This window comes from Bradyrhizobium sp. SZCCHNR1017, assembly GCF_032381375.1.
Classification (GTDB): domain Bacteria; phylum Pseudomonadota; class Alphaproteobacteria; order Rhizobiales; family Xanthobacteraceae; genus Bradyrhizobium.
This window is the reverse complement of sequence record NZ_JAUHIR010000001.1, coordinates 807,711-832,950: the sequence shown is the minus strand read 5'-3', so window position 1 is coordinate 832,950 and position 25,240 is coordinate 807,711. Positions and strand designations below refer to the sequence as shown.

Annotated in this window: 24 protein-coding genes; 22 read left to right on the top strand and 2 right to left on the bottom strand. The window is 63.7% G+C overall.

Going from position 1 to position 25,240, the window contains the following annotated elements; genetic code table 11:
• Window positions 1–285 precede the first annotated feature (285 nt).
• The 5 genes from QW863_RS03900 (at window position 286) to QW863_RS03880 (ending at window position 3,922) form a co-directional block, all read left to right on the top strand.
• Entirely contained in the window at window positions 286–759 is a 474-nt protein-coding gene (locus tag QW863_RS03900) for a hypothetical protein (protein WP_315711645.1), read from the top strand.
• Window positions 760–1,388: 629 nt separating this feature from the next.
• Complete coding sequence (locus QW863_RS03895; RefSeq protein ID WP_315711646.1) at window positions 1,389–1,706, top strand: hypothetical protein; 318 nt, start codon at window positions 1,389–1,391, stop codon at window positions 1,704–1,706.
• Window positions 1,707–1,726: 20 nt separating this feature from the next.
• On the top strand, window positions 1,727–2,407 hold the full coding sequence (locus tag QW863_RS03890; RefSeq protein ID WP_315711647.1) for a hypothetical protein: 681 nt from the start codon (window positions 1,727–1,729) through the stop codon (window positions 2,405–2,407).
• Between the two features lie 63 nt (window positions 2,408–2,470).
• Window positions 2,471–2,665, top strand: coding sequence for a hypothetical protein (locus tag QW863_RS03885; RefSeq protein WP_315767375.1), 195 nt, complete (start codon window positions 2,471–2,473; stop codon window positions 2,663–2,665).
• Between the two features lie 288 nt (window positions 2,666–2,953).
• On the top strand, window positions 2,954–3,922 hold the full coding sequence (locus tag QW863_RS03880; RefSeq protein ID WP_315711648.1) for a hypothetical protein: 969 nt from the start codon (window positions 2,954–2,956) through the stop codon (window positions 3,920–3,922).
• Between the two features lie 237 nt (window positions 3,923–4,159).
• On the opposite strand, the gene queF is transcribed toward QW863_RS03880, so the two are convergent.
• Window positions 4,160–4,636, bottom strand: coding sequence for a preQ(1) synthase (gene queF / locus QW863_RS03875; protein WP_315711649.1), 477 nt, complete (start codon window positions 4,634–4,636; stop codon window positions 4,160–4,162).
• A 174-nt stretch (window positions 4,637–4,810) separates the two neighbouring features.
• Between queF and eno the strand changes: the two genes are divergently transcribed.
• The 8 genes from eno (at window position 4,811) to QW863_RS03835 (ending at window position 12,600) form a co-directional block, all read left to right on the top strand.
• Window positions 4,811–6,094 carry a phosphopyruvate hydratase gene (gene eno / locus QW863_RS03870; protein WP_315711650.1) on the top strand — a complete coding sequence of 428 codons (1,284 nt, stop codon included), beginning with the start codon at window positions 4,811–4,813 and terminating at the stop codon, window positions 6,092–6,094.
• A 43-nt stretch (window positions 6,095–6,137) separates the two neighbouring features.
• Window positions 6,138–7,280, top strand: a complete 1,143-nt coding sequence (locus QW863_RS03865) for a zinc-binding dehydrogenase (protein WP_315711651.1) — start codon at window positions 6,138–6,140, stop codon at window positions 7,278–7,280.
• 119 nt (window positions 7,281–7,399) lie between these two features.
• Entirely contained in the window at window positions 7,400–8,407 is a 1,008-nt protein-coding gene (locus QW863_RS03860) for an MBL fold metallo-hydrolase (RefSeq protein WP_315711652.1), read from the top strand.
• A 247-nt stretch (window positions 8,408–8,654) separates the two neighbouring features.
• Window positions 8,655–9,824 carry a serine hydrolase gene (locus tag QW863_RS03855; RefSeq protein ID WP_315711653.1) on the top strand — a complete coding sequence of 390 codons (1,170 nt, stop codon included), beginning with the start codon at window positions 8,655–8,657 and terminating at the stop codon, window positions 9,822–9,824.
• A 147-nt stretch (window positions 9,825–9,971) separates the two neighbouring features.
• On the top strand, window positions 9,972–10,529 hold the full coding sequence (locus QW863_RS03850) for an NAD(P)H-dependent oxidoreductase (protein ID WP_315711654.1): 558 nt from the start codon (window positions 9,972–9,974) through the stop codon (window positions 10,527–10,529).
• 145 nt (window positions 10,530–10,674) lie between these two features.
• Window positions 10,675–11,466: an aldolase gene (locus QW863_RS03845; RefSeq protein ID WP_315711655.1), complete on the top strand. Its 792-nt coding sequence runs from the start codon at window positions 10,675–10,677 to the stop codon at window positions 11,464–11,466.
• Between the two features lie 26 nt (window positions 11,467–11,492).
• Window positions 11,493–12,203: a GNAT family N-acetyltransferase gene (locus tag QW863_RS03840; protein ID WP_315711656.1), complete on the top strand. Its 711-nt coding sequence runs from the start codon at window positions 11,493–11,495 to the stop codon at window positions 12,201–12,203.
• 79 nt (window positions 12,204–12,282) lie between these two features.
• Complete coding sequence (locus QW863_RS03835) at window positions 12,283–12,600, top strand: septum formation initiator family protein (RefSeq protein WP_315711657.1); 318 nt, start codon at window positions 12,283–12,285, stop codon at window positions 12,598–12,600.
• Between the two features lie 134 nt (window positions 12,601–12,734).
• Here QW863_RS03835 and QW863_RS03830 read toward each other — a convergent pair whose 3' ends face one another.
• A complete protein-coding gene (locus QW863_RS03830) occupies window positions 12,735–14,414 on the bottom strand; it encodes a methyl-accepting chemotaxis protein (RefSeq protein WP_315711658.1) in 1,680 nt (559 codons plus the stop codon).
• 480 nt (window positions 14,415–14,894) lie between these two features.
• Between QW863_RS03830 and pdhA the strand changes: the two genes are divergently transcribed.
• The 9 genes from pdhA to ilvD all read left to right on the top strand — a co-directional run bounded on the left by pdhA (window position 14,895) and on the right by ilvD (window position 25,147).
• Window positions 14,895–15,917 carry a pyruvate dehydrogenase (acetyl-transferring) E1 component subunit alpha gene (pdhA, locus tag QW863_RS03825; protein WP_315711659.1) on the top strand — a complete coding sequence of 341 codons (1,023 nt, stop codon included), beginning with the start codon at window positions 14,895–14,897 and terminating at the stop codon, window positions 15,915–15,917.
• Between the two features lie 30 nt (window positions 15,918–15,947).
• Entirely contained in the window at window positions 15,948–17,345 is a 1,398-nt protein-coding gene (locus QW863_RS03820; RefSeq protein WP_315711660.1) for a pyruvate dehydrogenase complex E1 component subunit beta, read from the top strand.
• An 18-nt stretch (window positions 17,346–17,363) separates the two neighbouring features.
• Window positions 17,364–17,669, top strand: a complete 306-nt coding sequence (locus QW863_RS03815; RefSeq protein ID WP_015666657.1) for a DUF5076 domain-containing protein — start codon at window positions 17,364–17,366, stop codon at window positions 17,667–17,669.
• Between the two features lie 2 nt (window positions 17,670–17,671).
• Window positions 17,672–19,027, top strand: a complete 1,356-nt coding sequence (locus QW863_RS03810) for a pyruvate dehydrogenase complex dihydrolipoamide acetyltransferase (protein ID WP_315711661.1) — start codon at window positions 17,672–17,674, stop codon at window positions 19,025–19,027.
• A 39-nt stretch (window positions 19,028–19,066) separates the two neighbouring features.
• On the top strand, window positions 19,067–19,303 hold the full coding sequence (locus tag QW863_RS03805) for a hypothetical protein (RefSeq protein ID WP_315711662.1): 237 nt from the start codon (window positions 19,067–19,069) through the stop codon (window positions 19,301–19,303).
• Between the two features lie 32 nt (window positions 19,304–19,335).
• Window positions 19,336–20,757 carry a dihydrolipoyl dehydrogenase gene (lpdA, locus tag QW863_RS03800; RefSeq protein WP_315711663.1) on the top strand — a complete coding sequence of 474 codons (1,422 nt, stop codon included), beginning with the start codon at window positions 19,336–19,338 and terminating at the stop codon, window positions 20,755–20,757.
• A 125-nt stretch (window positions 20,758–20,882) separates the two neighbouring features.
• The gene (locus QW863_RS03795) at window positions 20,883–22,124 is read left to right on the top strand and encodes a threonine synthase (RefSeq protein ID WP_315711664.1); all 1,242 of its coding nucleotides are present in this window, start codon (window positions 20,883–20,885) and stop codon (window positions 22,122–22,124) included.
• A 90-nt stretch (window positions 22,125–22,214) separates the two neighbouring features.
• Complete coding sequence (locus QW863_RS03790; RefSeq protein ID WP_315711666.1) at window positions 22,215–23,186, top strand: tripartite tricarboxylate transporter substrate binding protein BugD; 972 nt, start codon at window positions 22,215–22,217, stop codon at window positions 23,184–23,186.
• Between the two features lie 236 nt (window positions 23,187–23,422).
• Window positions 23,423–25,147 (top strand): dihydroxy-acid dehydratase, encoded by a 1,725-nt coding sequence (ilvD, locus tag QW863_RS03785; RefSeq protein ID WP_315711667.1) that lies wholly within the window; start codon window positions 23,423–23,425, stop codon window positions 25,145–25,147.
• Window positions 25,148–25,240: the final 93 nt, after the last annotated feature.

Sequence of the window (25,240 nt, the reverse complement as noted above, 5' to 3'; positions counted from 1 at the left end):
GCGATCAGAACAGAAAATTAGTCGCGAATTCGTGAACTGAGAAAATGAGGGATAACTGACGAGTAGTCGTGCGGTCGGGAACCTGTGCGTGTAGGGCTGTTACCATTGTCCACAGCGAAGAGGACCGACATGACAAGCCACGCTTTCACCAGTATCAGGCGCGCAGCCCTCGGGTGGCGGTCCGGCTTTTCGCTTGCGAGTGGCGCAGTAGCAGGGTTGTTCGGCCTATTGGGCTGGCCTGCTGTTGTGCCCTCCGTAGTGTGGTGGGGGGTAGCGCTAGCCCTGATGTTTGTGACTGCGTGGCGTGGCTACTACGAAGCGGAGCGCGAACGGGACCATAAGCGCAAGCCGCTCCCCGATATGCCGCTTGTCGATGTGGTCGCGCAAATCATCGGCACACCGGCTGACAAGCTCTTCGATGAAGGCAACCCGCAAAAGGTCAGTGACGCGCTCTGCGACATTCGAGAGAAGGCGCTGCTAGACGCGATCAGCACTTGGGGCCGCCGTGACTGCAACTCAATGGACCTTCGCTTCTATCCGCTGAATACCATTGAGCGCGCGGCCTGGGAAAACCTCCATGTCGACTATCTGGCCTTCATGCGTGACAGACGGTGCGCGCTTGGGGATTGGTCCGGGCAGCCGACAGCCTACAAGCTTTCGGACATCCACATGAACCGTGATCAGGTTGACAGAGTATGGCCGAAGAAGGCTGTGCGACGGTTTGATGTAGGATGGCCGGGCCGGAAGGCTGCAGCCTAACCGGGCCATCGAGCGTCCACTCCATGTCAAACCAGTTCGATGTTATGTTGGTCGCGACAAGCTTGCCGCACGTATCGCAACGTATCGCCTGATAGACTCGGGGCCGCAGCCAGTCCGGCGGCAGCGCTCCGTATTCTATCGCGGGACTCATTGAAACCGTAGCGGGAAAGCTGGAGGAGGCAATGGACGTAGAGGTGGGGCTGTAGGTTGCCCCGACTGGTAGTAGCCGCAGAAAGTCTGGTAGTAATAAGTATGTGCAAGAGCTGTTGCGTGGAGTTGTTTACACTTCCGTGGGCGCTAGATAGGATACTCGACCGAGGTGGTGTTTTCTAATGGATACCCGTGATTGGATAGTCGGAATATCTAGTCTTGGTGCGCTCGCTGTGAGCGCTTTGAAGCTTTATGCAGACTGGCATAAGGAAACTGAAGAGGGCAAAGTCTCTCGCGTCTCGCCTCTGCTCATAGTCTGTGGGTTAGTTATAATAGTTTTGTCTGTGGTGGGCTATGATATCTATGATCGTAGACACCCCCTGGTGGGGCCGTCTTTGGTTAGTTGGGGTGGAGACCTCAACGCCTATCATATGACCGTTACAACCCAGGGCCTTCTAGAATACTCCAAGACGCATCGCTTGATGCTGATTATCCGGCCCAACCTGATGGGCGCCGATCCGATGACGGATACGAACATTGGGAAGAGTGCACTTTTCACCATCGCTGGCCCGGTTGTGACGTTGGCGCTTCCCGGCCGCATCCCCCTGCAGATGGTGCCCAACCAGATCAATATGATGGAGTTCTACGCGGTACGCGTACCGGTTGGCGTAACGGTCGACCGTATTCGATCCGTGGGCGACGTCATCGACCTTGGGGGGACTATCGTGCTGAGGTCAGGGGCTGCGATCATGGCAGGCGCTCCCACCGACCAGTCCCCGCCGCAACCGCAGAAGTAGGAGGCGATAGGGAGCAGAAAATGGCGAAGAGGCAATTTATCCCAAATCAGATATTCATCGGTCTGCCTTGGCAGTTAGGCGCCAAATACGACCGAGTTATTGCTAAGCTTCACGCGAAGTATCCACTGTACTTTACAATTGTCGGGCGACGTGACGCCCAAGACGCGGTCAACTTGTTCGACGTCATCAAAGAGCGGATCGAAACCTCAAGTTACGGGATTTTTGACGCCACCGGGGGAAATGCGAACGTCTCGTTGGAGTTTGGCTACGCCGAAGGAATTGAGGTTCCGCGAATGATAACGCTTAGTTCGCATCGGAGCGCTCAAAAGCATACGAAGGCCACTCCAATAATCTCCGATTTAGTCGGGATGAGACGCGCACAATATACTAACGAGGAAAAGTTGTTTTCAGTACTGGAGAGATTTTGCAAAGACCATGACTATACTCAAAGATTTGAAAAGGCTCTCGCGAAAATGGGAAGAGGAATCAATCGCGGCGAAAAGAAGGCCGCTAGAGCTGCCTCGTTGAAGGCAGTAAGAGCGCTAGACGCCAAGAGCAAAATACGAAGAGCAGAACTAGTACAGCATCTTGAGGCGAAGGGTTATGAGACTGACGAGGTTGAGTGGGTGCTAAAGCAGCTGCATAACACAAAAGTAATAAGAGTCACGGTTGGAAAATACTCCGAAGTTTCTTTGGTTTAGATTCTTGCGCCAAATGAAGGGGCCGACTTTCGTTTCGAGAAAGCGGCCTCAAGAGAGGACGAGATGGCAACAGGTTGGATCATCGTTTTTGAAGGGCAGGGGCGCTTAGTTGACGAACGTCATCCGAGCGCTTTGATCCATAGAACTCGTGAGCAGGCGGAAGCGGCATTAAACCGCGGCGATCAAGTCGGAAAGCCGCTCAGCTTACTTGAGATCAATTGGGATGACAGCAAGGCCCAGCGGCCGTGGCCTCCCTAAACAATCTCGCCTGATGTCAATGAGTGAAATTGAAAGATACAGATCACAAGAGAAGAATTAGGCTGACGTTGCTGGACTGCACCCTTGGGTGACACGTGATAATTTCGGGTGACAGCGGGTGAGCGTCATCGTGTTTTATTTTGCGCGAACGCGGCTTCGAACTCAAAGGGTGGTCGATATCCAAGCGCCGAGTGCAGGCGCTCGACCAGGCCGGGCCAGGAAATTCCCGGCAGAGGCTTACTTTAAAGCCTTTCCAGGTGCGAACCTATGCAACCGGAGGGAAGCAGCATGATCGGCGTTGATTACAGCGCGTGGATGGTTCAAGACGGCGAGCTACGGCGGCGATACGTCTACCAGGACTCCAAGACGAAGAAATACATCGCCACGATCTATCTCGATTGCAAGATCGAGCGAGGTACCGCCGAACCGCTCACCTTCCTCTCTTTCATGTTCACACCCTTCCGGGTCATTGACGGCCTCGACCTCGGCCTGTCACTTGCGAGTCTCGACGGCGGCCGCCCCGCGCCAGTGGGAGTGAACGTCACCTCGGCTGATGATGGCCAAGGCGCGCTAATGTCACCGCGCACTTCGCAGGGGCTTAGACTTCTGCTTTCGCAGCTGCTCAGTGGCAAGCACCTCAAGTTTGGCATCTTCCAGGGCCCTGAGCAACTCGTGGACATGCCGTTTTACAACGACCCGGAATTCGCTCAGCTGCATCGAGCGCAAGTGGGAGCATTGACGACGAAAAAGGAGAGCGTGTTTCTGGCGAAGATTACAGGAGTAATCCCCAAGGGCATGAACCTGCGGGCCGCACCGGTTCAGACACAGGAGTTCGACAACATTACCGCCGCCAAGCAATGGTTGCTCGGTGAGGCGCTGACCAACCTTCCAACGCCGATCAACAACGTCGAGGTCTTCGAGAACGGCCAGTCGGTCTGGCGCGAATGGCACTGGAGCCACGACGCATTGAAATCAAAGAACGAGCTTTGGTGGGACGCGAAAGACCCAGGCCGGAAGGGACGGGAGGCTGCCGACCAAGAACGCAAGCGGCAAATCGAGGCTGGCCTTATCCCCGACAGCCAGCTTTCCATGAAAGAGCAGTACGAGAAGGCAAACCCGCGCTGGCTGGGGCCTTACTTCGCCTGGCTTCCGACAAGCACCCTCGACGCGGGGACAATTTGGATGACGCGGTATTGGGTGCGCGCTACCCTAGGCCTCAAATACAAGAACAAAGGTTGGTTTCCGGATAACGATTAGGGAATTGCCGTGACAGTGCACCAAATGGCCTAGAGGATTACGAATTTAAGTGGACTGTCACCCAAAATCCCCCTCGCTATCGAACTGCGGTGGATCTCCTTTGCAATCCTCGCCTTGTGTGCTGCTGGCAGCGAAGACGGCCACGTGACGGTTATGGTGCACTTGGGACAGAACACCGACAGGCGGGGGTATTCTACGGCGCCGTTCACAGCCTTACCTCCTTCGCCTCGATCAGTTTCACCCCCGCCCGCGATACGGCGCCACGCCCTGGTCGGGGACCCACAATCCCTTCGGCAGCTTGCCGGTCTGCCAGAACACGTCGATCGGGATGCCGCCGCGGGGATACCAGTAGCCGCCGATGCGCAGCCATTTCGGCTTGATCTCGGCGGCGAGGCGCTTGCCGATCGCGACGGTGCAGTCCTCGTGGAACGCGCCATGGTTGCGGAAGCTCGCCAAATAGAGTTTGAGCGACTTGGATTCGACCAGCCACGGGCCGGGGGCATAGTCGATCACGAGATGCGCGAAATCCGGCTGGCCCGTCACCGGGCATAGCGAGGTGAACTCCGGCACCGTGAAGCGGGCCAGATAATCGGTGTCCTTCTGCGGGTTGGGAACGCGGTCGAGCGTCGCTGCATCCGGGCTGTCCGGCGCCGCCACCTCTCGGCCCAGCTGAAGGCCGGCCGATGTCGGGGATGTGTTGGGTCTTTTCGCCATGTGTCGTGTCACCTGCCGCAGTGGCGCCCGTTTAGCCAATCGGGGCGCCCCCGTCACCCGCTTCGTGATTTGGTCGTGACTTGATTTCAACGCCACTTGGCCTTTTCGCGCTCGCGGGCTTGCGGTAGAAGCAGCGCAACAACGCCCACCTAGAAACGCCCGCGAGAGGACCTCATGACCGCCATCGTCGACATCATCGGCCGCGAAATCCTGGACAGCCGCGGCAATCCCACGGTCGAGGTCGACGTCGTGCTGGAGGACGGCTCGGTCGGCCGCGCTGCCGTGCCGTCCGGCGCTTCCACGGGCGCCCATGAGGCGGTCGAGCTGCGCGACGGCGACAAGCACCGCTATCTCGGCAAGGGCGTGCTGAAGGCCGTCGAAGCCATCAACGACGAGGTCTACGAGGCGCTCAGCGACATGTCGGTGCAGGACCAGGTCCAGATCGACCAGATCCTGATCGAGCTCGACGGCACCGAGAACAAGAGCCGGATCGGCGCCAACGCCATTCTCGGCGTCTCGCTCGCCTGCGCCAAGGCGGCGGCGATCTCCTACGACATGCCGCTGTATCGCTATGTCGGCGGCACCTCGGCCCGCACCCTGCCGGTGCCGATGATGAACATCGTCAATGGCGGCGTCCACGCCGACAATCCGATCGATTTCCAGGAATTCATGATCATGCCGGTGGGCGCGCCGAGCTTCGCGGAGGCGCTGCGCTGCGGCTCGGAGATCTTCCACACGCTCAAGGCCGAGCTGAAGAAGGCCGGCCACAACACCAATGTCGGCGACGAGGGCGGCTTCGCGCCGAACCTGCCGTCGGCGGACGCAGCCCTCGACTTCGTCATGAGCGCGATCGGCAAGGCCGGCTACACCGCGGGCGAGGACGTGATGCTGGCGCTGGACTGCGCCGCCACCGAGTTCTTCAAGGACGGCAAGTACGTCTACGAGGGCGAGAACAAGTCGCGCTCGCGCTCCGAGCAGGCCAAGTATCTTGCCGACCTGGTCGCGCGCTACCCGATCGCCTCGATCGAGGACGGCATGTCCGAGGACGACATGGACGGCTGGAAGGAACTGACCGACATGATCGGCCACAAGTGCCAGCTCGTCGGCGACGACCTGTTCGTCACCAACGTCAACCGCCTCGCCGACGGCATCCGCAACGGGCGCGCCAACTCGATCCTGATCAAGGTCAACCAGATCGGCACGCTGACGGAGACGCTGGCCGCGGTCGAGATGGCCTACAAGGCCGGCTACACCGCCGTGATGTCGCATCGCTCCGGCGAGACCGAGGATTCGACGATTGCCGATCTCGCGGTCGCCACCAATTGCGGGCAGATCAAGACCGGCTCGCTGGCGCGCGCCGACCGCACCGCCAAGTACAACCAGCTGCTGCGCATCGAGCAGGAGCTGGACGCGCAGGCCAAATATGCGGGCAGGGCGGCGCTGAAGGCGCTGGCCTGAGTCAACGCAGAACGACAACAACCAAAAACGAGGGGAGGCACGCATGGGTGTCGAGACACAGGGCCTGCAACTGCGGACGTTGATCAGGCGCAGCGGCGAGCTCGAGCTCTCGCTGGTCGACGTGCCGACCCCCGAGCCGGGGCCGGACGAGGTGGTGGTGCGGATCGAGGCGGCGCCGATCAATCCGTCCGATCTCGGCCTCCTCGTCGGCGCGGCCGATCTGTCGACCCTGCAGGCGTCCGGCACCAAGGAGCGGCCCGTAATCACGGCCAAGGTGCCGGAGGCGGGGATGCGGGCGATGGCCGGCCGGCTCGACGAGTCCTTGGCCGTCGGCAACGAGGGCGCGGGCGTGGTGGTCAAGACCGGCTCCTCGGATGCCGCCAAGGCGCTGATGGGCCGCACCGTCGCCGCCATCGGCGGCGCGATGTACAGCCAGTATCGCTGCCTGAAGCTCTCCGAATGCCTGCCGCTGCCGGCCGGCACCACGCCGGCCGAGGGCGCCTCCTGCTTCGTCAATCCGCTGACCTCGCTCGGCATGACCGAGACGATGCGGCGCGAGGGCCATACCGCGCTGGTGCACACGGCCGCCGCGTCCAACCTCGGGCAGATGCTCAACAAGATCTGCCTCAAGGACGGCATCCCGCTCGTCAACATCGTGCGCAGCGCTGATCAGGCCGAGTTGTTGCGCGGCCTCGGCGCCAAATACATCGTGGATTCGACGGCGCCGACTTTCATGGACGACCTGATCGCGGCGCTGGTCGAGACCGGCGCGACCATCGCCTTCGATGCGATCGGCGGCGGCAAGCTCGCCGGCCAGATCCTCAACGCGATGGAAGCTGCGATCAACAAGTCCGGCAAGCATCCCTACAGCCGCTATGGCTCGAACGTGCACAAGCAGGTCTACATCTACGGCAGCCTGGACACGCGCCCGACCGAGATCACGCGCGGCTTCGGCATGACCTGGAGCGTCGGCGGCTGGCTGCTGTTTCCGTTCCTGATGAAGATCGGCAAGGCGGATACCGAGCGGCTGCGCCAGCGCGTCGTCGACGAGCTGAAGACGACCTTTGCGAGCCACTACACCAAGGTCGTTTCCTTGTCCGAGGCGCTCGATCCGGCCAACCTCGCCGCGTACGCCAAACGGGCCACCGGCGAAAAATTCCTCATCGACCCCAACAAAGATAAGTGACCTAACGTCGCTCCTCGGACGTTGCTGACGGGCTTGCGTTTGGCCCGCATGCGGAGACAATCCGCCCCGTTTGTCTGGGGGCGGTGTCAGCCGCATGGAGCACTGAGGAGAGATTTGTCATGACGCTATTGGATCGCCGTCTGGATCGCCGTCGATTTCTGGCCGGTGCGGCCCTCGCCGGAGCTACAACCGCTTTGCCGCCGCTGGCCGGACAGGCACGCGCAACGGTTGCACCCGCCGGCGCGCAGGCGCCCGGCTTCTATCGCTACAAGGTCGGCGACTATGAATGCACCTCCGTCAATGACGGCGCGCGCACCTTCCCGATGCCCGACACGTTCGTCGTCAACACGGCGAAGGACGACGCGCTCGCGGCTGCCGAAAGCGCCTACATGCCGAAGGGCATGATCACGATCCCCTTCAATCCGCAGTTGATCAACACCGGCTCCAAGCTGGTCCTGATCGACACCGGCAACGGCGCTGGCGCCTTCGAGGCCAGCAAGGGCGCGGTTGGCCGCACGCTGCAGAACCTCGCTGCCGCCGGCGTCGATCCGAAGAGCATCGACGTCGTCGTGCTCTCCCACATGCATGGCGACCACATCAACGGCCTCAAGCTCGCGGACGGCTCGCTGGCGTTCCCGAACGCCGAGCTGAAGGTGCCGGCCAAGGAGTGGGCGTTCTGGAATAGCGACGAGAACGCCGCCAAAGCGCAGACCGACTTGATGAAGGGCAACTTCGCCAACTTCAAGAAGGTGTTCGGCGGGCTCGAGAGCAATGTCACTCAGTACGAGTGGGACAAGGAGGTCGCGCCCGGCATCACCGCGCTCGGCACGCCCGGTCACACGCCGGGACACACCTCGTTCGCGGTCGCGTCCGGCAACGCCAGGGTCCTGATCCAGGCCGACGTCACCAACGTCCCCGAGCTGTTCCTACGCAACCCCGACTGGCACGTGATGTTCGACACCGATGCCGAGATGGCGCAGGCCACGCGGCACAGGTTCTACGACATGGCCGCCGCCGAGAAGGCCAAGGTGATCGGCTTCCACTTCTCGTTCCCGTCGGTGGGCTATGTCGAGAAGGACGGCGCCAAGTACCGGCTGATTCCGGCGCCGTGGAATCCGGTGATCTGAATATCGGTTCGCGTCATTGCGAGGAGCCCCCGGGTCTCGCCTCCGGCGAGCCCGAGGACAGGCTCCGCGACGAAGCAATCCAGACTCCCAACCGAGCCCTGGATTGCTTCGCTTCGCTCGCAATGACGGAGGAGAGAGGGGGCCGCCTTCGGGCGGCCTGAGCGTTTTTGCATATGCGAGATGTCGGGCTTTCCGCGCCTGTTGCGAACCCCTATGTCGAGCACCTCGGAAATCCCGCAGGATTCGTATGTCGACCGATCCCTCTCCCTCCAACGCCGACCTCTCCAACTGGCGCACTGCGCCGTTCAGCCGCTGGGCCTTTCACAACATCCGCGCGATCCTGCCGGTCGCCGACATCGAGAGCGCGCCCGGCAGCGCCTGGACGCTGCCGGCGAGCCTCGTGTCGTTCGACGATTTCAGCGTGCGGCTGCCCAAGGGCGGCACGCTCGATCTCGACGGTTTCCTGAAGGCGACGGCGACCGACGGACTCCTGATCCTGCAGGACGGCCGCATCGTCTTCGAAATGTATGACGGCGGCACCGACCGCGACACGCCGCACATCCTGATGTCGGCGACCAAGTCGATCACCGGCCTCACGGCCGGCATCCTGGCCGGCCGCGGCGAGCTCGATGTCGACGCCGAGGTCACGCGCTATGTGCCGGAAGTGGCCGCCACGGCCTATCGCGGCGCCACGATCCGGCAGCTGCTCGACATGCGTGCGGGCGTCGTGTTCGATGGCGCCGGCCTGCAGGCCTATGCCGACGCCGCGGGCTGGGAGCCGGTCGCGCCGGGCACGAGGCCGAACCTGCACGATTTCTTTGCGACGATGCGCGCTCAGGCGGCGCCGCATGGCGGCGCCTTCAGCTACGTCTCGTCCAACACCGATCTGCTGGGATGGGCGATCGAGCGCGCCACCGGCCGCAGCTTCGCGAGCCTCGCCGGCAGCCTGCTGTGGAAGCCGATGGGGGCGAGCGGCGAGGCCTTCATCACCCTCGACCGCGACGGCGCGCCGCGCTGCACCGGCGGCTTCTGCGCCACCTTGCGCGACGTCGCCCGGCTCGGCCAACTCGTGCTGTCAGGCGGGCGGCGGGGCTCTCACACGATCATTCCCGAAGGTTGGATCGACGACATCAGGCACAATGGCGATGTGCAGGCCTGGCGCGAGGGCCAATGGCGCGACAGTTTTGCCGCGATCAGCCGCAACATGCACTATCGCAGCGGCTGGTACGTCACAAACGACGCGCCGCAGCTGATGTTCGCGATGGGCATTCACGGCCAGAACCTGTTCGTCGATGCCGCCAACGGCATCGTGATCGCCAAGGTCTCGTCATGGGCGCAGCCGGTCGACGGGCAGGCGATCTGGCTCACACATCAGGCGGTGGCGGAATTCACGCGCTGTCTCAAGGCGACGGGCTGAGCTCCACGACGCGGGCAAGGGTCGGGAACACTCGGGCGTTGCTTGCGATGAAACGCAGTGTTTCGCGTGAGGATGGTCCATGCACTTGCATGTTCCTGCTCGCGCGCCTTAAGTGCGCTCCACACCCCGCTCCTCAAAGGATTCCCCATGCCCGCACCTTATTCGATCGTCGCCCTCGTCGGCAGTCTCCGCAAGGAGAGCTTCACCCTGAAGATCGCCAATGCGCTCGCCAAGCTGGCGCCGGCCAGCCTGAAGATCGACGTGACCACGCTCAACGGCCTGTCGTTCTTCAACCAGGATCTCGAAGCCAATCCGCCGGCCGACTGGCTCGCCCTGCGGGAGAAGCTGAAGGCCTCGAACGGCGTGCTGATCCTGACGCCGGAATACAACCGCTCGATTCCCGGCGTGCTCAAGAATGCGATCGACGTCGCCTCGCGTCCCTATGGGCAGAGTTCGTTCCTGGGCAAGCCGGTCGGCCTCATCTCCAATTCGCCGGGCCCGCTCGGTGGCGTGGCGGCGGCCAAGCATCTGCAAAACATCATGCCTGGCATCTCGGGCCCGGTCATGGGGCAGCCGGAAATCTACCTGAATGGCGTCGGCGACGCCTTCGACGCCCAGGGCGAGCTGGTCAAGGATTCGCTCAAGACGGTGTTGCAGCAATATCTGGGTGCATTCGCCGCATTCGTGGCCAAGCAGAACGGCTGATCGCGTTCGCCGCCGCCGCGTCCACCTGCGGCGGTCGGCAACTGCATGACGGGTATGATGCGGGCAGGGCGTTGACGCGCCTTGCCCGATCCGTTTCAAGGCGATGCCGGACCTGCGCAAGGATGCGCATTGCCAAGGAAGCACGATGGCCCATTCGTTCACACCCGCGTCGTCGTCGAGGCCCGGCCCGAACCAGCCGGATCTCGACTCGGAGGCCGTCTGGCAGACGCGGATCGACCTCGCGGCCTGTTTCCGGATGGCGGCGCGGCACGGGTTCGAAGAGGGCATCTGCAACCACTTCTCGGCGCTGGTCCCCGGCTATGACGACCTCTTCATCGTCAATCCCTACGGCTATGCGTTCCGCGAACTGACGGCCTCGAAGCTCCTGGTGTGCGACTTCGACGGCAACGTCGTTGCCGGCGACGGCCGCCCGGAGGCGACCGCCTTCTACATCCACGCCCGCATCCACAAGGCGCTGCCGCGCGCCAAGGTGGCGTTCCACACCCACATGCCCTACGCCACCGCGCTATCGATGACCGAAGGCGACCCGCTGATCTTCGCCGGGCAGACGGCGCTGAAATTCTATGGGCGAACCGCGGTCGACGAGAATTACAACGGGCTGGCGCTCGACGCGCGGGAGGGGGATCGCATCGCCGGGGCTGTCGGTGATGCCGACATCGTCTTCATGAAGCATCATGGCGTCATGGTTCTGGCGCCGACCATCGCCGAAGCCTGGGACGATCTCTACTACCTCGAGCGTGCCTGCCAGGTGCAGTGCCTGGCGCTGTCGACCGGCCGCAAGGTGGTGCCGGTCGCGCCCGAGATCGCCGAGGCCGCCTATCGCCAGATGCGCGAAGGAGATGCGGAATCGGCTCGGTTGCACCTCGAGGCCGTCAAGCGCATGCTCGACCTCGAAGAGCCGGTCTACCGGAGCTGAGGACGGATCGTCTGGAGGCTGGTTCGATGTCCAAATTGGAGCTTTCTGCCGAGCAGCACGCAGCGCTGGATCGCCCCGTCTGGTCAGCCCTGACCACCGGGCACCGAGCGCTTGCGGAGGGCGCCGCGCATGCTCGTCGCTATCCGGCGGCGATTGCGCCATTTGCCGCCATGTCGGACGACAGCGATGCTGCGTGGTCTGAACTCGCCGACCTTGCCAACGAGGATGTCGTTGCGATCGTGACCCCTGCACCCCCGGGCGAGGTGCGTGGCCTTGACGCCCGGCTCAGAGCCAGCGTCCGCCAGATGGTTGCCGTCGGGGCGGTCGATCCCGTGGGGGATGCCGCGGTCGAGGTGCTGGACGAGCGCGACATCCCTGCGATGCTGGAGCTGACTGCACGGACCAAACCCGGTCCGTTCCTGGCCAGGACCCGCGAGCTGGGCCGCTACATCGGCATTCGTGACGGGGAGCGACTGGCCGCCATGGCCGGGGAGCGCATGCGCCTCGACGGGTTCACGGAAATCAGCGCGGTCTGTGTCCATCCGGACTATCGCGGCCTTGGCTATGCCCAGAGGCTCGTCACGGTCCTGATGACGGCCATCAGGGGCAGGGGCGAGACGCCGTTTCTCCACGTCATAGACGACAATCATGCCGCGATCGCGCTGTATGAGCGTCTCGGCTTCGTGTCGCGAGCCACCTTGTGTTTCACGGTGCTTCGGCAATCCGTCAGCCAGTGACGCGTGATGGGACCTTCGGAACGAAGCCGCGCGGCGTAGATTAGCAGATCCTTAACCAAGGCGCCCCATCTTCCGGCCCATGGTCTCCCGCGCGCGGCTCAAATCGTTCCTGACCGGGCTCGCCCTCTACACGATGGCGGCCGCCATCATCGGCTATTTCGGCATCAACGCCTATACCGGCCGCTACGGCCTGACCGCGCGTCAGGAGCTCGACCAGGAGATCATTGCGCTCACCTCCGAGCTCGCCCGGCTGAAGCAGGAGCGGGCGGAGGGTGAGAAGCGCGTGTCGCTGCTGCGCTCCGACCGGGTCGATCCCGACATGCTCGATGAGCGCGCCCGCTTCCAGCTCGGCTACGCTAACCCGCGTGATCTGATCCGGATCAATCGGCCGAACTGAGCGAGCCGGTCTCCGCGATGCATCCGTTGTGAGACTCGCCTCGCGTCTGCGTAACGAACGCAGGCACGACAAGCCCATGACGAGGAAGACCCGCGCTGCGCGCGGGCCTTCGACGATCGCTGATGGGCTGCCCCTTATGCGGCCCGCACGGTGGCGAGGAACTTGTGGACCTCGGCCTTCAGGCGGTTGCTGTCCTGGGACAGTGACTGCACAGCGTTGAGCACCTGGGACGAAGCCGTCCCCGTCTCGGTTGCTTCGCGCTGGACGTCGGCAACATTCGCGGAGACCTCTTTCGTACCGCTGGCGGCTTGCTGGATGTTGCGCGAGATTTCCTGGGTTGCGGCGCCCTGTTCTTCGACAGCGGCTGCGATGGTGGCGGCGATTTCCGACATCCGGCCGATCGTGTCGCCGATTTCCTTGATGGCGGTCACCGAATGCTGAGTGGCGGTCTGGATGGCGCCAATCTGCTGGCTGATCTCTCCCGTCGCCTTGGCAGTCTGCTCGGCTAGCGCCTTGACCTCCGAGGCGACAACGGCGAAGCCGCGGCCGGCTTCACCCGCCCGCGCCGCCTCGATGGTGGCGTTCAAGGCCAGCAGGTTGGTCTGGCCGGCGATGGTGTTGATGAGCTCCACCACGTCGCCGATGCGAGCCGCCGCTTGCGACAATTCGCCCACGCGTTCATTGGTCTTGCGGGCCTGCTCAACGGCTTCACTGGCGATCGCCGAAGACTGCTGCACCTGCCGGCTGATCTCGTTCACGGAGGAGGACATTTCCTCGGTGGCGGCGGCGACCGACTGGACGTTGTTGGAGGCGGCGCCTGAGGCGCCGGCTACGACGGTGGCAAGACCCTTCGAGCGCTCGGCCGTTGCGCTGAGCGACTGGGCCGATGACTCCAGATCGGTCGCTGCCGACGACACCGTCTCGATGATCTGGCCGACCGCTGTCTCGAAATCGTTCGCAAGGCGCATCGTATCGATCTTGCGCTGCTCGGCCTGGCGTGCCTCCAGCTCGTTCTGCTCGGCCTCGAGCCGCTGGCGGGCGACGGCATTGACCTTGAACACCTCGACGGCACGGGCCATCTCGCCGACCTCGTCGCGCCGTTCCGAGTTCGGGATCTGCACAGCGAGATTCCCGTTCGCAAGCTCGGTCATCGTCCGGGTGATCGCTTGCAGCGGCCGGACCAGGCCGCGCGCGATCATCAGGGTCGCAACGCACAGCAGGGCGATCAGTCCGACGGCCCAGATCAGCGTCACCTTGACGGAGGCGTAGAACGCCTCGTCGAGATCGTCGACATACACGCCTGTGCCCACAACCCAGTTCCACGGATCGGCCTTCATGGTGTAGCCGAGCTTCGCCACCGGGACGCTGCTGCCGGCGCGCGCGAACATATAGCTGACGAAGCCGCCACCAGGCTGGGTCGAAGCCGCGATCAACTCGCGTACGAAGGGCAGACCATTGGCGTCCTTTTCGTTGAGCAGACCCTTGCCCTCCCAATCCGGCTTCGGGCCAAGCACGAGGTTCACGCCGTCCGGCTGGTAGACGAAGATGTAGTCGTTCTTGCCGAACCGAATGCCGCGGAGCACGGCCTTGGCGCGGTTCTGCGCCTCGTCCGCGGTCAGGGCCCCCTTCGCCGCCGCATCGGCAAAGCCCTTCACGATCGACACGGCAGATTGCACCTGTCCGACGACTGCGGCCTTACGCTCTTCGACCAGGGCTGTTCGGGTGGCCAGCAGCTGGCTGACCACGGCGACGATACAGACGCCGATGGATAACGCGACCAGAACCGCAAAGCGGCGAGGGATGGTGAGAACCATGTTCGTTCCTGTCAGAGGGCCCAGGCAGCCGGACAGTCCAGGCAGCCAGGGATTTTCGTTGAGTTGTTTGATTTCGTTGATGAATTCGGAAAAATTGTGCGCTGCGGAGGGTTTAGAATTGATTGATTCGAAGGCCCGTAGGAACACGGAGACCCCCTGCCGCTGCTCGGTCGGAATATCCGTTATGCCGATGTTCGATATGTCGGGTTTTTTGGTCGCTGTCGGCGTCGTCGAGATCCCAACGATGAGGGTGTCGTCGAGGGCGTCGCCGGCTTGGCCTCACGCGTCCCATCCGCTGAGATGGCTGCTCTTTTTTGTAGCGGCCTGCGGTCGGATTCCAAAAATGGTGGAATTGTATTTGCAATATTTCGTGTGCATTGCAGCGCGGCACGCCAAAGCCTTCGGACGCGCCACGCGGTCCTTTTACGTCTCCTGGAGTTGAGCTAGAGAGAGCTACTTTTTCTCTCATCCGGAATTGCCATGGCCGCACCGAAGAAGACCGCCGCAAAGGAACAAGGGCAGGACAGAGACAACGGCCCGCCGCCGGAATTCACCAGAGAACAGGAATTGGCTGCGCTTCGCGACATGCTGCTGATCCGCCGCTTTGAGGAAAAGGCCGGTCAGCTTTATGGCATGGGTGCGATCGGCGGCTTCTGCCATCTTTACATCGGCCAGGAAGCCGTCGTGGTCGGCATGCAGATGGCGCTGAAGCCGGGCGATCAGGTCATCACCGGCTATCGTGATCATGGCCACATGCTGGCCACCGGCATGGACGCCAAGGGCGTGATGGCCGAGCTCACCGGGCGCCGCGGTGGATACTCCAAGGGCAAGGGCGGCTCCATGCACATGTTCAGCATGGAGAAGAACTTCTTCGGCGGCCACGGCATCGTCGGCGCCCAGGTCTCGCTCGGCACCGGCCTTGCGCTCGCCAACCGCTACCGCGGCAACGACTCGGTCAGCGTCGCCTATTTCGGCGATGGCGCGGCCAACCAGGGGCAGGTCTATGAGAGCTTCAACATGGCGGAGCTCTGGAAGCTGCCGGTGATCTACGTCATCGAGAACAACCGCTATGCGATGGGCACGGCGGTGTCGCGCGCCTCGGCGCAGACCGACTTCTCCAAGCGCGGCATCTCCTTCAACATCCCGGGCGAGCAGGTCGACGGCATGGACGTCCGCGCCGTGAAGGCTGCGGGCGAGAAGGCCGTTGCCTGGTGCCGCGAGGGCAAGGGCCCGTACATTCTGGAAATGCAGACCTACCGCTATCGCGGCCACTCGATGTCGGACCCGGCGAAGTATCGCACCCGCGAGGAGGTGGAGAAGGTCCGTCACGACCAGGATCCGATCGAGCAGGTGCGCAACCGCCTGCTGGCGGCCAAGGTCAGCGAGCAGGATCTCAAGACGATCGATGCCGACGTGCGCAAGATCGTCAACGAGGCCGCCGATTTCGCGCAGGCCGATCCCGAGCCCGATGTCGCCGAGCTCTACACCGACGTTTACCGCTGAGCGCGCGCAAGCTGTTTCTCTGGAGCTGATATGCCTATTCAAGTTTTGATGCCTGCGCTGTCGCCCACGATGGAAAAGGGCAATCTCGCCAAATGGCTGAAGAAGGAAGGTGAGGCGATCAAGTCGGGTGACGTGATCGCCGAGATCGAGACCGACAAGGCCACGATGGAGGTCGAGGCGACCGACGAGGGCACGCTCGGCAAGATTCTGATCCCCGAAGGCACCGCCGACGTCGCGGTGAACACCCCGATCGCCACAATCCTCGCAGATGGTGAGACCGCCGCCGATCTCGGCAAGGCGGCAGCGCCGGCCGCTGAGATGAAGGCCGCGCAATCCGCGCCGCCATCCGAGCCGGCTACGACCATGCAGGCATCACCCGCGCCGACCGGCGTGGCTGCGCCGCAGAGCGTGGCCGAGCCCGATCCCGAGGTGCCCGCGGGCACCGAGATGGTGACGCAGACCATCCGCGAGGCGCTGCGCGACGCCATGGCCGAGGAGATGCGCCGCGACGGCGACGTCTTCATCATGGGCGAGGAGGTCGCCGAATATCAGGGCGCCTACAAGGTCACCCAGGGCCTGCTGCAGGAGTTCGGCGCCCGCCGCGTGATGGACACGCCGATCACCGAGCACGGTTTCGCCGGCATCGGCGTCGGTGCCGCGATGGCCGGCCTGAAGCCGATCGTCGAGTTCATGACCTTCAACTTCGCCATGCAGGCGATGGACCAGATCATCAACTCCGCGGCGAAGACGCTCTATATGTCCGGTGGCCAGATGGGCTGCTCGATCGTATTCCGTGGTCCGAACGGCGCCGCCGCCCGCGTTGCCGCGCAGCACAGCCAGGACTACGCGTCCTGGTACTCGCACGTGCCGGGCTTGAAGGTGATCGCGCCGTATTCCGCGGCGGACGCCAAGGGCCTGCTGAAGGCCGCGATCCGCGATCCGAACCCGGTGATCTTCCTCGAGAACGAGGTGCTCTACGGACACTCCGGCGAGGTGCCGAAGCTCGACGACTACGTGATCCCGATCGGCAAGGCGCGCATCGCCCGCAGCGGCAAGGACGTCACCATCATCTCGTGGTCGAACGGCATGACCTACGCGCTGAAGGCCGCCGATGAGCTTGCCAAGGAGGGCATCGAGGCCGAGGTGATCGACCTGCGCACGCTGCGTCCGATGGACACCGAGACCATCGTCGCCTCGGTCAAGAAGACCGGCCGCGCGGTGACGGTGGAGGAGGGCTGGCAGCAGAGCGGCGTCGGCGCCGAGATCGCCGCGCGCATCATGGAGCACGCCTTCGACTATCTCGATGCCCCAGTCGCGCGCGTGTCCGGCAAGGACGTGCCGATGCCGTATGCGGCGAATCTCGAGAAGCTCGCGCTGCCCTCGGCCGCGGAGGTCGTTCAGGCCGCCAAATCCGTCTGCTACCGGTAAGCCGTCGAGGACGCCCAGATGGCCGGACCCAAGGAGCAGCCGCTGCCGCCCGATGTAATCGGCCGCGAGGACGCCACCGAAGTGTTGCGCGCCTTCGTGCTCGATGGCGGGCTCTCGATCGCCTTCCAGCGCGCGTTCGAGGAGCCCGACGTGTGGGGGCTGCTCCTGGTCGACGTCGCCCGTCATGCTGCGCGCGCCTATGCGCGCGAGAGCGATTATTCCGAAGACGAGGCGCTGCAGCGCATCGTCGAGATGTTCGAAGCCGAGCTGGCTCGGCCGACCGATACGGGCACCACCAGCCCCAGGTCGAAACAAGGTCACTGATCATGCCGATCAACATTCTCATGCCCGCGCTGTCGCCGACGATGGAGAAGGGCAACCTCGCCCGTTGGCTCAAGAAGGAAGGCGACCAGGTCAAGTCAGGCGAGGTCATCGCCGAGATCGAGACCGACAAGGCCACGATGGAAGTCGAGGCGGTCGACGAAGGCACCCTCGCCAAGATCCTGGTGCCGGAAGGCACGCAGGACGTGCCCGTGAACGACGTGATCGCGGTGCTCGCCGGCGAGGGCGAGGACGTCAAGGCCGCCGGCAGCGCACCGGCTGCGGCAGCTCCCAAGCCCGAGGCCAAGCCCATCGCATCGGCGGCTCCCGCTGCGACGGCTGCACCGGCCGCGGCGCCCGCGCCGAAGTCGGCTACGGCTCCTGCGCCAGCCGCGCCTGCGGCGGCCCCTCAGGTCAACGGTCATGCGCGCATCTTCTCGTCGCCATTGGCGCGACGTCTCGCCAAGGATGCCGGCATCGATCTCGGCCGCATCACCGGCACCGGCCCGCACGGCCGCGTCGTTGCGCGCGACGTCGAGGACGCCAAGTCCGGCAAGGGCCTGAAGGCCGCGCCGTCGGCGGCACCTGCCGCGACAGGCGCGCCCGCGCTGGCGCCGTCGATGTCGGACAAGCAGATCCTGGCGCTGTTCGAGCCCGGCTCCTACGAGGTCATCCCGCACGACGGCATGCGCCGCACCATCGCGCAGCGCCTCACGGCGTCGGTGCAGAACGTCCCGCACTTCTATCTCACGATCGACTGCGACATCGGCAAGCTCCTGGCTGCGCGCGAGGAGATCAATGCGGCGGCTCCCAAGGACAAGGAGAAGAAGCCGCTCTACAAGCTCAGCGTGAACGATTTCGTCATCAAGGCGATGGCGGTGGCGCTGCAGAAGATCCCGAACTGCAACGTCAGCTGGACCGAAGGCGGCATGGTCAAGCACAAGCATTCCGACGTCGGTGTCGCCGTCGCAATGCCCGGCGGACTGATCACGCCGATCATCCGCAAGGCCGAGACCAAGACGCTATCGGCGATCTCCAGCGAGATGAAGGACTTTGCCGCGCGCGCCCGCTCGCGCAAGCTGAAGCCGGAGGAATATCAGGGCGGCACCACGGCCGTCTCCAACCTCGGCATGTACGGCATCAACCACTTCACCGCCGTGATCAATCCGCCGCATGCGACGATCCTCGCGGTTGGCACCTCGGAAGAACGCCCCGTGGTGCGCAACGGCAAGATCGAGATCGCGAGCATGATGAGCGTGACCCTGTCGTGCGATCACCGCGCGATCGACGGCGCGCTCGGCGCCGAGCTGATCGGCGCCTTCAAGCAGCTGATCGAGAATCCCGTGATGATGATGGTGTGATCTTGCTTTCCGGAGCGGGATGGCAAACGGGGCCAACGCATGCGCATCAGAACGCGATGGCCCTGGATCACGGCGCTGGCGAGCGCCGCGCTGTTCGCCAATCCGCTCGGGATCGACGTCATCCATTCTGCCTTCTTCTCCGGCGAGGCGCTGTCGCGCGGCATCTGGGCGCCGATCGCGCTCGCCGGATTCGCTATCTGCACCCTGCTGATGCTCCTGGAAGCCGTCATGCGAGCCATGATCTGGCGACGCTCCGTCCGCAGCCCCACCGTCTGATTTCCGACTGCTTAAGTTGAATGGGAGCCGTCATGGCCGACACATCCTTCGACATCATCATCATCGGGTCCGGCCCGGGCGGCTACGTCGCCGCGATCCGCGCCGCCCAGCTCGGCTTCAAGACCGCGATCATCGAGAAGTCCTACCTCGGCGGCATCTGCCTGAACTGGGGCTGCATTCCGACCAAGGCGCTGCTGCGCTCGGCCGAGATCTATCACTACATGCAGCATGCCAAGGACTATGGCCTGTCGGCGGAGAAGATCTCCTACGATCCGAAGGCGGTTGTGCAGCGCTCGCGCGGCGTCTCGAAGCGCCTCAATGACGGCGTCGGCTTCCTGATGAAGAAGAACAAGGTCCAGGTGATCTGGGGCAAGGCCGCGATCGACGCGCCCGGCAAGATCACGGTGACCAAATCCGACGTCGAGGCGCCCAAGGGCGCGCTGGGCGAGGGGACCTATCAGGCGAAGCACATCATCGTTGCCACCGGCGCGCGGCCGCGCGTGCTGCCGGGGCTCGAGCCGGACAAGAAGCTGGTCTGGACCTATTTCGAGGCGATGGTTCCTGACAAGATGCCGAAGTCGCTGTTGGTGGTCGGCTCTGGCGCGATCGGCATCGAGTTCGCGTCGTTCTTCCGCACCATGGGCTCCGAGGTGACGGTGGTCGAGGTGCTGCCGCAGATCCTGCCCGTCGAGGACGCCGAGATCGCCGGCCTCGCGCGCAAGCAGCTGGAGAAGCAGGGCCTCAAGATCATGACCGGGGCCAAGGTCACCAAGCTCGACAAGAAGAGCGACAGCGTGGTCGCCACGATCGACGACGGCAAGGGCAAGATCGAGGCGGTCGAGTTCGATCGCGTGATCTCGGCCGTCGGCGTGGTCGGCAACATCGAGAATCTCGGGCTGGAGAAGCTCGGGGTGAAGACCGATCGTGGCTGCATCGTCATCGACGGCTACGGCAAGACCAACGTGCCCGGCATCTACGCCATCGGTGACGTCGCCGGTCCCCCGATGCTGGCGCACAAGGCCGAGCATGAGGGCGTGGTCTGCATCGAGGCGATCAAGGGCCTGCATCCGCACGCGATGGACAAGAACCTCATTCCGGGCTGCACCTATTGCCATCCGCAGGTCGCCTCCGTCGGCCTCACCGAGGCCAAGGCCAAGGAGCAGGGCCGCGACGTCAGAGTCGGCCGCTTCCCCTTCGTCGGCAACGGCAAGGCAATTGCGCTCGGCGAGGACCAGGGCCTGGTCAAGGTGATCTTCGACAAGAAGACCGGACAACTGATCGGCGCCCACATGGTCGGCGCCGAGGTCACCGAGCTGATCCAGGGCTATGTCGTGGCGATGAACCTCGAGACGACAGAGGAAGAGCTGATGCACACGGTCTTCCCGCATCCGACCCTGTCGGAGATGATGAAGGAAGCCGTGCTCGACGCCTACGGCCGCGTGCTGAACATGTAGCTCCGTCCCCGCTCGTCATGCGCGGGCTTGACCCGCGCATCCATCGCGCTTCGGGAAACGTTGCGAAGCGGATGGATTGCCGGGTCAAGCCCGGCAATGACGACAGCAGCCAGAAAGTCACTGCCGTGAAATCCAGCGACAATCTCACCATCGAACGTCCGACCTTCGTCACCCATCTCGAATGCGCGATGGAAGGCGATCACTATCCGGCGGATCAGGTCCACAACCTCTCCAAGGCCGGCAAGCCGCTGCTGGTGCGCTACGATCTCGCAGGCGTGAAGCGGGCGCTCACGAAGGACGCGCTGGCGCAGCGTCCGGCCGACATGTGGCGCTATCGCGAACTGCTGCCGGTGCGCAAATGCCAGGACATCGTCAGCCTCGGCGAAGTCATGACACCGCTGATCAGCCTGCCCAAGCTGTCGAAGAAGCTCGGCGGCGGCGAGATCATCGTCAAGGATGAGGGCCGGCTGCCGACCGGCTCGTTCAAGGCGCGCGGCCTCGTGATGGCAGTGTCGATGGGCAAGGCGCTCGGCATCAAGCACATGGCGATGCCGACCAACGGCAATGCCGGTGCTGCGCTCGCGGCCTATGCGACCTCCTGCGGCATCAAGACCACGATCTTCTGTCCGGCCGATACGCCGGAGGTGAACGTCAGCGAGATCGAGCTGCAGGGCGCGACCGTCTACCGCGTCAACGGACTGATCGACGATTGCGGCAAGATCGTCGGCGAGGGCAAGGCCAAGGTCGGCTGGTTCGATACCTCGACGCTGAAGGAGCCGTATCGCATCGAGGGCAAGAAGACGATGGGCCTGGAGCTTGCCGAGCAGCTCGGCTGGGACGTGCCCGACGTGATCTTCTATCCGACCGGCGGCGGCACCGGCCTGATCGGCATGTGGAAGGCGTTCGACGAACTGGAGAAGATCGGCTTCATCGGTTCCAAGCGTCCGCGCATGGTCGCGGTGCAGGCGTCGGGCTGCGCGCCGATGGTGCGGGCCTTCGAGCAGGGCGTCGAGCATGCGCCCCGGTGGGAAGACGCCCACACCATCGCGTCCGGCATCCGCGTGCCTCAAGCGGTGGGTGATTTTCTCATCCTGCGCGCGGTGCGCGAGAGCAAAGGTTTCGCCATCGCGGTCGATGATGAGAAGATTTCATCTGCGCTCAGCGAAGTCGCGCGCGAGGAGGGGCTGCTGTTGTGCCCGGAAGGCGCGGCGACCTATGCCGCCTACAAGCAGAGCCTGGCCGACGGGCGCGTAACGAAAAACGATCGCGTCATGCTGTTCAATTGCGCGACAGGACTTAAGTATCCGCTGCCGCCGGTCACCCGCACGCTCGATCGTCACCAGCCGATCGACTTCGGGCAGTTCTAACTAACAACCAGCACCGCGGCCTCGGGCACATGCTCCGGCGCAGACGCATTCGCGTCTGCCGCCGGTGCGTGCGACACAAGGGAGGACGTGATGCGACGAGCTCTTTGCGCCGTGCTGTTAGTGTGTCTTGCGCTGATGCAGCCGGCGCGCGCCGACAATTATCCCTCGCGCGCGATCACCGTGATCGTGCCATTCGCTGCCGGCGGCCCATCGGATGCGATGATGCGCATCCTCGCCGAGCACATGAGACAGACGCTCGGCCAGCCCGTTCTGATCGAGAACGTGACAGGGGCGGGCGGTTCGATCGGCGTGGGCCGTGCCGTCCGCTCGAAGCCCGACGGCTACACCGTGAGCTTCGGCCATCTCGGCACCCATGTCGCCAACGGCGCCGTCTACCGGCTCGGCTATGACCTCGAAGCCGATCTCGAGCCGGTGGTGCTGCTGCCGAGCAATCCGATGATCATCGTCAGCAGGAACAATATCCCGGCGAAGTCGCTGCCGGAGTTTCTCGCCTGGGTGAAGTCGCAGCCGAACCCCGTGTCGGCCGGCACGGCGGGCAATGGCTCCGGCAGCCACATCGCGGGGCTCTATTTCGAGCAGGTCACCGGCCTCAAGCTGCAATATGTGCCGTATCGCGGCACGGGACCGGCGATGAACGATCTGGTCGCCGGCCAGATCGATCTGATCGTCGACCAGACCTCCAACGCCATCAACCAGGTTCGTGCCGGGACGATCCGCGCCTACGCCGTCACCGACGCCAAGCGGCTCGAGTCCGCGCCGGAGATTCCGACCACCGACGAGGCCGGCCTGCCGGGCTTCCACATGACCCTGTGGTCGGGCCTCTGGCTGCCGAAGGGCGCCAGCAAGGAGATCGTCGACACCCTCAATGCGGCGGCGGTGGCCGCGCTGGACGAGCCGGATGTGAAAAATCAGTTGAAAAACCTGGGGTTGCAGATGCCGGCGGCCGATCAGCGCAGCCCCGCCGCGCTTGGAACCCTGCAGCGCGCCGAGATCCGCAAATGGTGGCCGATGATCCGCGCCGCTGGAGTGGTGCCGGAGTAGGCTCGCCCTGCCACGCCCAACCGCACATGGTTGCGCATCGGCCACGAATGTTGCGACGTCGCCACAGTTTACGAAGTTTTGGTAACAATCTCCGGCGCTCCGCAAACGCGCCGCTTTTTAGCCACACCTGGTCGTGAAATACTTTGATCAGAACATAACCAGTGCGTGTGAGGCTGCCGAAAATCCACTTGCCGGATTTTGAGCGTTCTCCGCAGCACCGGGAGGCCAAAACAGCGATGGACGCGAAGACCGACATCAAGCGCAGGCTGCCCAGCCGTCATGTGACGGAAGGGCCCGAGCGTGCGCCGCATCGGTCCTACCTCTACGCCATGGGCCTCACCACGGCGCAGATCCATCAGCCCTTCGTCGGCGTCGCCTCGTGCTGGAACGAGGCTGCGCCCTGCAACATCGCGCTGATGCGGCAGGCCCAGGCGGTGAAGAAGGGCGTCGCCCACGCCGGCGGCACGCCGCGCGAATTCTGTACCATCACCGTGACCGACGGCATCGCGATGGGCCATGACGGCATGCGCTCGTCGCTGCCGTCGCGCGAGGCGATCGCCGATTCGGTGGAGCTGACGATTCGCGGCCATTCCTACGATGCGCTCGTCGGCCTCGCCGGCTGCGACAAATCGCTTCCGGGCATGATGATGGCGATGGTCCGGCTCAACGTGCCCTCGATCTTCATCTATGGCGGCTCGATCCTGCCCGGCAATTTCCGCGGCCAGCAGGTCACCGTGCAGGACATGTTCGAGGCTGTCGGCAAGCATTCGGTGGGTGCGATGTCGGACGACGATCTCGACGAGCTCGAGCGCGTCGCCTGTCCGTCGGCTGGCGCCTGCGGCGCCCAGTTCACGGCCAACACGATGGCGACGGTGTCCGAGGCGATCGGGCTGGCGCTGCCTTATTCGGCCGGGGCCCCGGCGCCTTACGAAATCCGCGATGCCTTCTGCATGACCGCCGGCGAACAGGTCATGGAGCTGATTGCCGCCAATATCCGCCCGCGCGACATCGTCACGCGAAAATCCCTGGAGAATGCCGCTGCGGTTGTGGCGGCGTCCGGCGGGTCGACCAATGCTGCGCTGCATCTACCTGCGATTGCGCACGAGGCCGGCATCAAGTTCGACTTATTCGACGTCGCCGAAATCTTCAAAAAGACACCTTATATCGCGGATTTGAAGCCGGGTGGCCGCTATGTCGCCAAAGACATGTTCGAGGCTGGTGGCATTCCGCTCTTGATGAAGACGTTGCTCGACCATGGCTATTTGAACGGCGACTGCCTCACAGTCACCGGCCGGACGATCGCCGAAAACCTCAAAGGCGTGAAGTGGAATCCGCACCAGGACGTGGTGGTGCCGGCTGACAAGCCGATCACTGCAACCGGGGGTGTCGTCGGTCTGAAAGGCAATCTCGCGCCAGAGGGCGCGATCGTGAAAGTCGCGGGCATGTCGAACTTGAAATTCTCTGGGCCGGCCCGCTGCTTCGATCGGGAAGAGGACGCCTTTGACGCCGTCCAGAAGCGCACCTATCGCGAAGGCGACGTGATCGTTATTCGCTACGAGGGGCCGCGCGGCGGTCCGGGCATGCGGGAAATGCTGCAGACCACGGCGGCGCTGACAGGGCAGGGCATGGGCGGCAAGATCGCGCTGATCACCGACGGCCGGTTCTCGGGCGCGACCCGGGGCTTCTGCATCGGCCATATCGGACCGGAGGCGGCGGTCGGCGGACCGATCGCGCTGGTCGAGGATGGCGACATCATCGAGATCGACGCCGAGGCGGGCATCCTTAACGTGAAGTTGAGCGATGCCGAGCTGGCGACACGCAAGACCAAGTGGACGCCGCGTGAGACGCATCACACGTCAGGTGCACTTTGGAAATATGCCCAGCAGGTGGGGCCGGCCGTGGCGGGCGCCGTGACCCATCCAGGTGGTGCGCAAGAGAAGTATTGCTATGCGGACATCTGATCGGATCCTTTTCGCATTGATGCTGGGGGTTGCCCCGCTCGCGTTGCCGACGCCATCGTTCGCGTTCGATGGCGCTCCGGTCAACCAGGAGCC